Source organism: Deltaproteobacteria bacterium, from assembly GCA_011375175.1.
Lineage (GTDB): Bacteria > Desulfobacterota > GWC2-55-46 > GWC2-55-46 > DRME01 > DRME01.
Genome location: DRME01000135.1, coordinates 1 through 9,493 on the forward strand (window position 1 = coordinate 1; position 9,493 = coordinate 9,493).

17 protein-coding genes are annotated in these 9,493 nt (G+C 63.1%); all 17 read right to left on the reverse strand.

The features are described 5' to 3' along the window. Positions 1 to 231: 231 nt before the first annotated feature. Positions 232 to 612, reverse strand: a complete 381-nt coding sequence (locus ENJ37_10610; protein ID HHL40945.1) for a 50S ribosomal protein L17 — start codon at positions 610 to 612, stop codon at positions 232 to 234. A gap of 12 nt (positions 613 to 624) precedes the next feature. After that, complete coding sequence (locus ENJ37_10615; protein ID HHL40946.1) at positions 625 to 1,641, reverse strand: DNA-directed RNA polymerase subunit alpha; 1,017 nt, start codon at positions 1,639 to 1,641, stop codon at positions 625 to 627. A gap of 42 nt (positions 1,642 to 1,683) precedes the next feature. After that, a complete protein-coding gene (locus ENJ37_10620) occupies positions 1,684 to 2,310 on the reverse strand; it encodes a 30S ribosomal protein S4 (GenBank protein ID HHL40947.1) in 627 nt (208 codons plus the stop codon). A gap of 19 nt (positions 2,311 to 2,329) precedes the next feature. Then, positions 2,330 to 2,704, reverse strand: a complete 375-nt coding sequence (locus tag ENJ37_10625) for a 30S ribosomal protein S11 (protein ID HHL40948.1) — start codon at positions 2,702 to 2,704, stop codon at positions 2,330 to 2,332. A gap of 46 nt (positions 2,705 to 2,750) precedes the next feature. After that, positions 2,751 to 3,122 (reverse strand): 30S ribosomal protein S13, encoded by a 372-nt coding sequence (locus ENJ37_10630; protein ID HHL40949.1) that lies wholly within the window; start codon positions 3,120 to 3,122, stop codon positions 2,751 to 2,753. A 36-nt stretch (positions 3,123 to 3,158) separates the two neighbouring features. After that, a complete protein-coding gene (locus ENJ37_10635) occupies positions 3,159 to 3,272 on the reverse strand; it encodes a 50S ribosomal protein L36 (GenBank protein ID HHL40950.1) in 114 nt (37 codons plus the stop codon). A gap of 13 nt (positions 3,273 to 3,285) precedes the next feature. Continuing rightward, the gene (locus ENJ37_10640; GenBank protein ID HHL40951.1) at positions 3,286 to 3,504 is read right to left on the reverse strand and encodes a translation initiation factor IF-1; all 219 of its coding nucleotides are present in this window, start codon (positions 3,502 to 3,504) and stop codon (positions 3,286 to 3,288) included. A 5-nt stretch (positions 3,505 to 3,509) separates the two neighbouring features. Then, positions 3,510 to 4,277 carry a type I methionyl aminopeptidase gene (map, locus tag ENJ37_10645; protein ID HHL40952.1) on the reverse strand — a complete coding sequence of 256 codons (768 nt, stop codon included), beginning with the start codon at positions 4,275 to 4,277 and terminating at the stop codon, positions 3,510 to 3,512. Further along, positions 4,261 to 4,905, reverse strand: a complete 645-nt coding sequence (locus ENJ37_10650; protein ID HHL40953.1) for an adenylate kinase — start codon at positions 4,903 to 4,905, stop codon at positions 4,261 to 4,263. The genes map and ENJ37_10650 overlap by 17 nt, the downstream gene beginning before the upstream one ends. A 95-nt stretch (positions 4,906 to 5,000) precedes the next feature. Continuing rightward, positions 5,001 to 6,314, reverse strand: a complete 1,314-nt coding sequence (secY, locus tag ENJ37_10655) for a preprotein translocase subunit SecY (protein HHL40954.1) — start codon at positions 6,312 to 6,314, stop codon at positions 5,001 to 5,003. A 1-nt stretch (position 6,315) separates the two neighbouring features. Further along, positions 6,316 to 6,759 carry a 50S ribosomal protein L15 gene (locus ENJ37_10660; protein HHL40955.1) on the reverse strand — a complete coding sequence of 148 codons (444 nt, stop codon included), beginning with the start codon at positions 6,757 to 6,759 and terminating at the stop codon, positions 6,316 to 6,318. A gap of 243 nt (positions 6,760 to 7,002) precedes the next feature. Next, a complete protein-coding gene (locus tag ENJ37_10665) occupies positions 7,003 to 7,194 on the reverse strand; it encodes a 50S ribosomal protein L30 (GenBank protein HHL40956.1) in 192 nt (63 codons plus the stop codon). Between the two features lie 20 nt (positions 7,195 to 7,214). Then, on the reverse strand, positions 7,215 to 7,724 hold the full coding sequence (locus ENJ37_10670) for a 30S ribosomal protein S5 (protein ID HHL40957.1): 510 nt from the start codon (positions 7,722 to 7,724) through the stop codon (positions 7,215 to 7,217). A gap of 67 nt (positions 7,725 to 7,791) precedes the next feature. Beyond that, complete coding sequence (locus tag ENJ37_10675; GenBank protein HHL40958.1) at positions 7,792 to 8,160, reverse strand: 50S ribosomal protein L18; 369 nt, start codon at positions 8,158 to 8,160, stop codon at positions 7,792 to 7,794. Beyond that, positions 8,160 to 8,708, reverse strand: a complete 549-nt coding sequence (locus ENJ37_10680) for a 50S ribosomal protein L6 (protein ID HHL40959.1) — start codon at positions 8,706 to 8,708, stop codon at positions 8,160 to 8,162. Before ENJ37_10680 ends, ENJ37_10675 begins: the two co-directional genes overlap by 1 nt. 18 nt (positions 8,709 to 8,726) lie before the next feature. Continuing rightward, the gene (locus tag ENJ37_10685) at positions 8,727 to 9,125 is read right to left on the reverse strand and encodes a 30S ribosomal protein S8 (protein ID HHL40960.1); all 399 of its coding nucleotides are present in this window, start codon (positions 9,123 to 9,125) and stop codon (positions 8,727 to 8,729) included. Between the two features lie 75 nt (positions 9,126 to 9,200). Beyond that, entirely contained in the window at positions 9,201 to 9,386 is a 186-nt protein-coding gene (locus ENJ37_10690) for a type Z 30S ribosomal protein S14 (protein HHL40961.1), read from the reverse strand. Positions 9,387 to 9,493: the final 107 nt, after the last annotated feature.

Here is a 9,493-nt window from a genome sequence, read left to right on the forward strand (position 1 = left end):
ACTCCCTCCAAAAACTTTTAATGCGAGTTGGTTTCCCCCTGTTTTGCCAGGCAAAACAGGGGGAAACCAACTCGTATTGAAAGTCTTTGAAGGGGGTCTGGGGGAAACGTGGGCCTATGGCCCTTCTACAGAAAGTTTCCCCCAGCGCAATTAATCGGAACTTCCCTAAGAAGTTTCGGCGGAACAGATCGGAGCTCCCCCGAGACGGCGGCGGGAGCCTCCATCGCCCTTCTACTTGCCCCCGGCGTCGGCCGCCGGCCTCTCGACGAGCTCTATCACCGCCACGGGGGCGCAGTCGCCGTCGCGGTAACCGGCCTTCACTATCCTTGTGTAGCCGCCCTTCCTCTCCTTGAAGAGCGGGGCCAGCTCGCCGAAGAGTCTCTTGACGGTGCGCTTATTGCGCAGGAATGCCATGGCGCGGCGCATGGCGGCCTGGTCGCCGGCCTTTCCGAGCGTTATCATGCGCTCGGCGTAGCGGCGAAGCTCCTTGGCCTTGGCCACGGTCGTGGTGATCCTCCCCTCGTTGAGCAGGTCGTTCGTCAGGTTGGCCAGCATGCACCGCAGGTGTCCCTTGGGCCGGGAAAACCTCTTTACGTCCCTGTTGTGTCTCATCGTGGAACTCTCCTAAACGCTCTCCTTGCGCTCGCGGAGCATCTTTTCAAGCTCGGCCCTCGAGGGGAAGCCCTCGAGCTTCATGCCGAAATCGAGCCCCATCTCGGCAAGCAGGCTCTTTATCTCGTTGAGCGACTTGCGGCCGAAGTTCTTGGTCTTGAGCATCTCCGTATCGGTCTTCTGGACCATCTCGCCGATGAACTTTATGTCGGCGTTCTTTAGGCAGTTGGCCGAGCGCACCGAGAGCTCGAGCTCGTCGACGGTCTTGAAGAGGTTCTCGTTGAACTGTGGCTTGTCCTGCTCGCCCTCGCTCTCTTCCACCTCCTCTTCTTCGAAGGTGATGAAGACGCTGAGCTGGTCCTGCAGTATCTTGGCCGCCACGGCCAGCGAGTCCGCCGGCGTTATGGAGCCGTCGGTCCAGACCTCGAGCACCAGCTTGTCGTAGTCGGTCTGGCGGCCCACCCTCGCATTGGTGACCTCGAAGTTCGCCTTTGTGACGGGGCTGAAGATCGCGTCTATGGATATCATCCCCACGGGCTGGTCCTCGAGCTTGTTGCGCTCGGCAGGGGAGTAACCCTTGCCCCTGTCGACGACGAGCTCGCCCTTGAAGACGGCGTCGGCCGAGACGGTTGCGATGTGGAGGTTGGGGTTCATTATCTCCACGTTGGCGTCCACGGCTATGTCGCCGGCCTTGACGTCGCAGGGGCCGGTCGCCTCCATGGACAGCGTCCTGGGCGTATCGCCCGTGACCTTGAGCTTCACCTGCTTCAGGTTGAGGATGATGTCCGAGACGTCTTCCTTGACGCCCTGCACCGACGAGAACTCGTGGAGCACGCCGTCGAACCTGACGTTTGTAATGGCAGCGCCCTGGAGCGAAGAGAGGAGTATCCTGCGCAGGGCGTTGCCGATGGTGAGCCCGAACCCTCTTTCGAGCGGCTCGATTACGAACTTGCCGTGCGTATCGGAGAGACCGTTCTTCTCGGCCTCCACCTTCTTCGGTTTTATGAGGTCACGCCAGTTCTTCTGCATTTTTTCCCCTTGCTGGTATAGAGTACGGGAACCCCGCCCCGCTTACTTGGAGTAGAGCTCCACTATGAGCTGCTCCTGGATGGGGATCGTGACGTCATCGCGGCGCGGGCTCCTTGTGACGGTGCCCCTGAAATTCTGCCTGTCCAGCGAAAGCCACTCGGGCACGCCGCGGCGGTCCACCGCCTTGAGGTTCTCGGCGAAGCGCTTGACGTTGCGGCTCTTCCGGGCCAGCTCTATGGTATCGTTCTCCTTGACGCAGTATGAGGGGATGTTCACGCGCCTGCCGTTTACGAGGAAGTGGCCCTGGGTGACGAGCATACGGGCCTCGCGCCTGGAGCTGGCGAGCCCCAGCCGGTAGACGACGTTGTCGAGCCTGCTCTCCAGGAGCCGGACGAGTATGTCGCCCGTAACGCCCCTGGTCCTGTCGGCCCTGGCGAAGGTGTTGCGGAACTGGGTCTCCATGAGCCCGTACATGCGCTTTACCTTCTGCTTCTCCCTGAGCTGAAGGGCGTACTCCGAGACCTTGCTGCGCGACTGGCCGTGCTGCCCCGGCCCGTAGCTGCGGCGCTCGAAGGAGCACTTGTCGGTGTAACACCTGTCTCCCTTCATGAAGAGCTTCATCCCCTCGCGCCTGCATATCTTGCATACCGAACCTAAGTGCCTCGCCAAGACTATCTCCTCCTCCTGTTTAGACCCTGCGCCTCTTGGGCGGCCTGCAGCCGTTGTGGGGCAGCGGCGTGACGTCCTTTATGAGGCTTATGCTGAAGCCGGCGGCCTGGAGGGCCCTGAGGGCGGCCTCCCTGCCCGCGCCGGGACCGTTTATGTATACGTCCACCGTCCTCACGCCGTGCTCCATCGCCTTCCTGGCCGCCGCATCGCCCGCGATCTGGGCGGCGAAGGGCGTGCCCTTGCGCGAGCCCTTGAAGCCCTGCGAGCCGGCGCTCGACCAGGCGAGCACGTTGCCCTTAGGGTCCGTGATGCTCACGATGGTGTTGTTGAACGTCGACTTTATGTGGGCCACGCCCCTGGACACGGCCTTCTTTTCCTTCTTCGCCTTAGCCATCTGACATCCTCCGGTAAGTTGGCGTTCGTCGCCGCGTGAAGCCGGGCTACTTCTTCCTCACGCTCACCGAGCCCTTGCGCGGCCCCTTCCGGGTCCTGGCGTTGGTGCTCGTGCGCTGGCCCCTCACGGGCAGGCCCCTGCGGTGGCGCAGCCCCTTGTAGGTGCCGAGGTCCATGAGCCTCTTGATGTTCATCTGGACCTCCTTGCGGAGGTCGCCCTCGACCTTGTAACCGCTGTCTATGACCTTGCGCAGCGCAGCGACCTCGGCCTCGGTGAGGTCCTGGGTCCGCGTCGACGGATCCACGCCGGCCTCGGCGACGATCCTGGCCGCCGAAACGCGGCCTATGCCGTAGATGCGCGTAAGCGCTATGTCGATGCGCTTGTTCTTGGGAAGGTCAACACCGGAGATCCTCGCCACTTCGTTCCTCCTTGATTACCGAAAACAGAGGGGCGCTCAGCCCTGCCGCTGCTTGTGCTTGCTGTTGGGGCAGACCACCCGGAGCACACCCTTGCGCTTTATGACCTTGCACTTGGAGCATATCCTCTTTACCGAAGCCCTGACTTTCATGGCGCCACTCCGTTCACTTCACCCTGTAGGTTATTCTTCCCCGGCTCAGGTCGTAGGGCGAGAGCTCGACCGTGACCTTGTCGCCTGGCAGTATCTTTATGAAATGCATCCGCATCTTTCCCGAGACGTGGGCCAGAACCCTGTGACCGTTCTCGAGCTCCACGCGGAACATCGCGTTCGGCAGCGTCTCCACCACCGTGCCCTCGACCTGAATGGAATCTTCCTTTGCCATGGTTGTCAAATCCTGCTCAGAACATAAGGTCCGTTCGCGGTTACGGCCACGGAGTGCTCGAAGTGGGCCGAGAGCTTCCCGTCGGCCGTCACGGCGGTCCAGCCGTCGTCAAGGATCTTTATATCTTCCGAGCCGGCGTTGATCATAGGCTCGATGGCAAAGACCATCCCCTCCTTGAGCCTTGCTCCCGTGCCCGGCGAGCCGAAGTTGGGGACCTGCGGCGGCTCGTGGAGCTCGCGGCCTATGCCGTGGCCCACGAAGTCCCTCACCACCGAAAAGCCGTTGGACTCGGCGCACTTCTGTACGGCGGCCGAGATGTCGGAGAGACGGTTGCCCACCCTGGCCTCCTCTATGGCCAGGGCGAGAGAGCGCCTGGTCACCTCTACGAGCCTGCGGGCCTCGTCGCTTATCTCGCCCACCGGCACGGTGACGGCCGAATCGCCGTAGAAGCCGTCGCAGAGGACGCCGAAATCGATGCTCAAGATGTCTCCCTCCCTGAGCACCCGCGCCGCCGAGGGCATGCCGTGGACGAGTTCCTCGTTGACCGACGTGCAGAGGCAGTAGGGGTAGCCCCTGTAGCCCTTGAAGGCGGCCTTCACCTTCCTCCTGGAGACCTCGCGGGCGGCCGTCTCCTCGAGGTCCATGGTGGTGATGCCGGGCCTCACTTTCTCGGAGAGGAGGGCCAGTATCTCGGCGACGATGACGTTGCTTCGCCGCAGCCTCTCGATCTCTTCCCCTGTCTTGAGTATTATCGCATCACCGCCCAATGGCATCCACTACGGCCCTGGTGACGGCGTCCACATCGCCCACGCCGTTCACGGCCCGGTACAACCCCTTCCCCCTGTAGTACTCCACCAGCGGCAGCGTCTCCCGCTCGTAGACGGCGAGCCTCGCCTTTATGGTCTCTTCCTTGTCGTCGTCGCGCTGATAGGTCTCGCCTCCGCACCTGTCACACAGGCCTTCCGCCTTCGAGGGGTTGTACACCACGTGATAGCTTGCGCCGCAGCTTCTGCACACGCGGCGGCCGCTGAGCCTCTTTACGAGTTCCTCGCTATCGACCTCGATGCCGATCACGCGGTCGAGCTCTCGTCCGAGACTGCCGAGCGTGCGCTCGAGCGCCTCGGCCTGACTGATGTTGCGCGGGAAGCCGTCGAGGATGAACCCTTGGGCGCAGTCGGGCTCGCCGAGACGCTCAGCCACCATGGCCACGACGAGCTCATCGGGCACGAGCGCTCCCCTGTCCATGTACTCCCTGGCCCGGCGGCCGAGCTCCGTCCCCTCGCGCACGTTGCGGCGCAGTATGTCGCCCGTCGAGACCTGCGGGATCGCGTACTTCTCGGCTATTCTCTGGGCCTGTGTACCCTTGCCGGCCCCTGGCGCTCCAAGAAATATGAGGTTCATCAGCAAGCGGCCTCCCCTCTCGGTTTCTTCACTCGGCTCTCCTCTCTCGCCCCTCTTCGGAGCCCCCCTCTCGTCGCCCCCCTTCGGGGTCCCCCTCAGAGCCCCCTGCCCTTGATCCTGCCCTTCTTCATGAGGCTCTCATAGCTGCGGGCCATGAGATGGCTCTCGGCCTGCTGGGCCGTGTCCATGGCGACTCCCACGACGATGAGGAGCGCCGTGCCGCCGAAGTAAAAGGGGGCGTTGAAGCGCCACACCAGTATGGAGGGCAGCACACAGACGGCCGACAGGTAGAGCGCGCCCGTGAGGGTGAGCCGCGAGAGGACCCTGTCGATATAGGCCGCCGTGTTGGCGCCGGGCCTTATGCCCGGTATGAAGCCGCCGTACTTCTTCAGGTTGTCGGCCACGTCCTTGGGGTTGAACTGTATGGCCGTGTAGAAGTAGGCGAAGAAGATAATGAGCGCCACGTAGAGGATGTTGTAGAGGATCCCTCCCGGACTCAGCAGCGTATCGGCTATGTACTGCACCGCCGGTATGTCGACGAAGTTGCCGATGGTAGCCGGAAAGACCATTATGGACGACGCGAATATGGGAGGTATGACGCCGGCCGAGTTTATCTTGAGCGGCAGGTGCTGCGTGCCTCCCGTGGTCATGCGCCTGCCCACGACCCTCTTGGGGTAGTGTATGGGTATGCGCCGCTGGGCGGTCTCCATGAATACGATGAAGGCCACGACGGCGACCATCAGGCCCAGAAGAAGGAGCACGACGAGGGCGTTCATCTCGCCGGTGCGCACGAGACTCACCGTGTTGTAGACGGCCGAGGGCATGCGGGCGACGATGCCGGCGAAGATGATGAGCGATATGCCGTTGCCGATGCCGCGCTCGGTTATCTGCTCGCCGAGCCACATGAGAAAGGCCGTGCCGGAGGTGAGCGTCACCATGCTCATGAGCCGGAAGGACCAGCCCGGCTCAAGGACTATGGGCTCTCCGCCGGGCCCGCTCATCTTCTCAAGCCCTATGCTCATGATGAGGCTCTGCACGGCGGCGAGCCCTATGGTGAGGTACCTGGTGTACTGGGTGATCTTCCTGCGGCCCGACTCGCCCTCTTTCTGGAGTTTTTCGAGATGGGGCACGACCACCGTCATGAGCTGCAGGATGATGGACGCGCTTATGTACGGCATTATGCCGAGGGTGAAGACCGAGTACTGCTCGAGGGCGCCGCCGGTGAACATGGTGGCGAAGTCGAGCAGCGTGCCGCGGGCCGCCGCGAAGAAGCCCGCGAGGGCCGCGGCGTCCACGCCGGGCGTCGGTATAAAAACGCCCACCCTGTAGACGGCCAGGAGCAGAAAGGTGAAAAGGATACGTCTGTTGAGCTCGGGGATCTTCGAAATATTGGAGACGTTGGCGGCCAAATCAGATAACCTCCGCCTTTCCGCCGGCTGCTTCTATCTTCTGCCGAGCGGACCTGCTGAACTTCTGGGCCCTCACGGTGAGCGCCGCCGAGAGCTCGCCGTCGCCGAGGACCTTGACCGGTCCGCGTCCGCTCTTCTTTATGAGCCCCTTTTCGAGGAGCGCCGCCTCGTCGACCGTCGAGCCGGCCTCGAAGGCGTCCGCTATGGCGCCGATGTTGACGGTGCGCGCCTCGACGCGGAACCTGTTGTTGAAGCCCCGCTTGGGAAGCCTGCGCTGAAGCGGCATCTGGCCTCCCTCGAACCCGGCCTTCACGCCGCCGCCCGAGCGGGAGCGCTGGCCCTTGTGGCCCCGTCCGCTCGTCTTGCCAAGGCCCGATGCCTCGCCGCGTCCGACCCTCTTTTTCTTCTTCCTCGCCCCCTCGGGAGCCTTCAGCCTGTCGAGCATCTCTCGGTAATCCTCGCTTAAAAAAGCAATACTTTAACAGATTTGCAGCCTGATTCCAAGTCTTTTTTTGCCAGCCGGCGCAACGACACCCGGCCCAGCGCAGCCTCGCCCTCAGGGTCGTATACAGGCTCGGCTTTTTTGCGCCCCCCCCGGCGCAACGACACCCGGCCCCCTTCGTCCCCCACGGGGGTTCTCCTGCGGGCCATGGGCGAGCGGGCCTGGAACGGGGGCCGCGCCCTCTCCTCAGCCGATCTCCTCCAGCCTCACGAGATGTGAGACCTTGGCGGCCATGCCGCGGATGGACGGGGTGTCCCTGAAGATGCGCGAAGAGTTCAGCCTTCGAAGCCCGAGGGTGCGCAGCGTGGTCTTCTGCTTTTCGTTATAGCCTATGGCGCTCTTTACGAGCGTAATCCTTATCCTGCCGTTTTCCGCCATGACGATGCCTCGCAGATGGTTCAGGCGCCGGCCCGCGGCGACTTCTCGACGGCCTTGCCCCTGAGCCTGTATATCTCTTCGGGGCTGCGCAGTTGCTTGAGCGCGTCGACCGTGGCCTTCACCACGTTGTGGGGATTGTTGGAGCCGAGGCACTTGGTGAGCACGTTGTGCACGCCCACCGCCTCGAGCACGGCCCTCACGCCGCCGCCGGCTATGATGCCGGTGCCCGGCGCCGCGGGCTTGAGTATGACCCGCCCTGCGCCGTATCGGCCTATGACCTCGTAGGGTATGGTATCGTTTACGATGGGCACGGTAAAGAGCGATTTCTTGGCCTGGTCGATGCCCTTGCGTATGGCGTCGGGGACCTCGTTGGCCTTGCCCAGGCCTATGCCCACGCGGCCCTTGCTGTCGCCCACCACGACTATGCTGTTGAAGCTGAAACGCTTGCCGCCCTTGACGACCTTGGCCACCCTGTTGAGCGTGACGAGCTTGTCCTTGAGTTCCGGGGCGTTTGAATCGAACCTCTCCAAAAAACGACCTCCTTCAGCTTAGCTTTGCAGCCGCCGGTTAGCTTTGCGGCCGCCGGGCCGCAGCGGGCTAAAACTTCAGCCCCGCCTCTCTTGCGCCCTCGGCCACGGCCCTCACCCTGCCGTGGTAGAGGTAGCCGCTCCTGTCGAAGACCACGCTCTCCACGCCCTTGTCCCTGGCCAGGCGCCCTATGAGCTCGCCCACCTTCCTCGCCGCGTCGACCTTGCTCAGCGAGGCCGCCTCGGCGGCGAGCTCCTTGCTGAGCGTTGAGGCCGAGGCCACGGTGGAACCCGTCGTGTCTATGACGACCTGGGCGTAGATGTGCCTGTTGCTCCTGTATACGTTGAGCCTGGGCCTCTTTTCCGTGCCCCTGACCTTCTTCCTGACCCTGGCCTTGCGCCTGCTCCAGCCGGTCTTGTTGATGACTCTTGCGCTCACTACTTACCTCCAGCCTTGCCCGCCTTGCCGGCCTTGCGCGCTATCGTCTCGTCCGCGTACTTCACGCCCTTGCCCTTGTAGGGTTCGGGCTTGCGAAGGGCCCTTATCTCGGCGGCCACCTGGCCGACGAGCTGCTTGTCGGCGCCCTGTATGGTGACGGCCGTGGGCCTTTCGACCTTGGCCTTTATGCCGGCGGGGAGCCTGTACTCTATGGGGTGCGAGTAGCCGAGGCTCAAGTTGAGCACGTCGCCCCGGGCCTCCGCCTTGTAGCCCACGCCCACTATCTCGAGCTTCTTCTCGAACCCCTCGGCTACACCCCTGACCATGTTGGCGAGCAGCGTGCGCGTAAGGCCGTGGAGCGAGCGCTCGATGCGGCCGTCGCCGTTCCTCGTCACGGTGAGCACGTTGCCGTCGAGCTTCACCGAGACCTCGTCCCTTATCTTCTGCTCGAGACTTCCGAGCGGGCCGCTCACCTTGACCGTGCCGCCCTCTACGGCGACCTTCACCCCCGCGGGGATGTTTATGGGCTGCGTTCCAATCCTTGACATCTCAAAAAACCCTCGGTATCAGTAGACTATGCAGAGAACCTCGCCGCCCACGCCCAGCTCGCGGGCCCGCCTGTCGGTCATGACGCCCCTTGAGGTGGTGAGTATGGCCACACCGAGTCCGCCCAGCACGCTGGGGATCTCGTCCTTGCCCACGTAGCGCCTGATGCCCGGCCTGCTGACGCGCTTTATGGCCGTTATGACGCCCTTCTTGCCGTCCGTGTACTTGAGCCTGATCTTTATCAGGCCCTGCTTGTCGTCCCTGATGCAGGAATAGTCGTCGATGTACCCCTCTTCCTTCAGTATCTTCGCCACGGAGCGCTTGATATTGGAGGCCGGGATGGTGACGCTCCTGTGCTTTGCCTGCTGGCCGTTGCGTATCCTCGTCAACATGTCGGCGAGGGGGTCGGTCATCGTCATCTTGATAATCTCTCCGTGCTTTGATTTTATCGGGCCGTGGCGGCTCCGCGCCGCGGCCCCGCCGGCTTCGCAGCCCTACCAGCTCGACTTGACCACCCCGGGGAGCTCGCCGCGAAGGGCCATCTCCCTGAAGCAGAGCCGGCAGAGGTCGAACTTCCTGTAATAGGCCCTGGGACGGCCGCACCGGGGACAGCGGTTGTATTCCCTGACCTTGAACTTCTTGGGCCTCGCGGCCTTTGCAATGAGTGACTTCTTCGCCAAGACTTTTCCTCCGATACGTCCGATGTGGTTGAAGAGCGGCGGTGAGCCGCCGGACCCCGCACAGCCCCGCTCTCTTCACGGAGCCGCCGCCTTCGCGGAGCCCCGCC

What these genes read in the sequence shown, in the direction of transcription:
- ENJ37_10610 (HHL40945.1), bottom strand. Translation starts at nt 612, where the DNA reads ATGAGACACAACAGGGACGTAAAGAGGTTTTCCCGGCCCAAGGGACAC.
- ENJ37_10615 (HHL40946.1), bottom strand. Translation starts at nt 1,641, where the DNA reads ATGCAGAAGAACTGGCGTGACCTCATAAAACCGAAGAAGGTGGAGGCC.
- ENJ37_10625 (HHL40948.1), bottom strand. Translation starts at nt 2,704, where the DNA reads ATGGCTAAGGCGAAGAAGGAAAAGAAGGCCGTGTCCAGGGGCGTGGCC.
- ENJ37_10635 (HHL40950.1), bottom strand. Translation starts at nt 3,272, where the DNA reads ATGAAAGTCAGGGCTTCGGTAAAGAGGATATGCTCCAAGTGCAAGGTC.
- ENJ37_10640 (HHL40951.1), bottom strand. Translation starts at nt 3,504, where the DNA reads ATGGCAAAGGAAGATTCCATTCAGGTCGAGGGCACGGTGGTGGAGACG.
- map (HHL40952.1), bottom strand. Translation starts at nt 4,277, where the DNA reads ATGCCATTGGGCGGTGATGCGATAATACTCAAGACAGGGGAAGAGATC.
- ENJ37_10650 (HHL40953.1), bottom strand. Translation starts at nt 4,905, where the DNA reads ATGAACCTCATATTTCTTGGAGCGCCAGGGGCCGGCAAGGGTACACAG.
- ENJ37_10660 (HHL40955.1), bottom strand. Translation starts at nt 6,759, where the DNA reads ATGCTCGACAGGCTGAAGGCTCCCGAGGGGGCGAGGAAGAAGAAAAAG.
- ENJ37_10665 (HHL40956.1), bottom strand. Translation starts at nt 7,194, where the DNA reads ATGGCGGAAAACGGCAGGATAAGGATTACGCTCGTAAAGAGCGCCATA.
- ENJ37_10680 (HHL40959.1), bottom strand. Translation starts at nt 8,708, where the DNA reads ATGTCAAGGATTGGAACGCAGCCCATAAACATCCCCGCGGGGGTGAAG.
- ENJ37_10685 (HHL40960.1), bottom strand. Translation starts at nt 9,125, where the DNA reads ATGACGATGACCGACCCCCTCGCCGACATGTTGACGAGGATACGCAAC.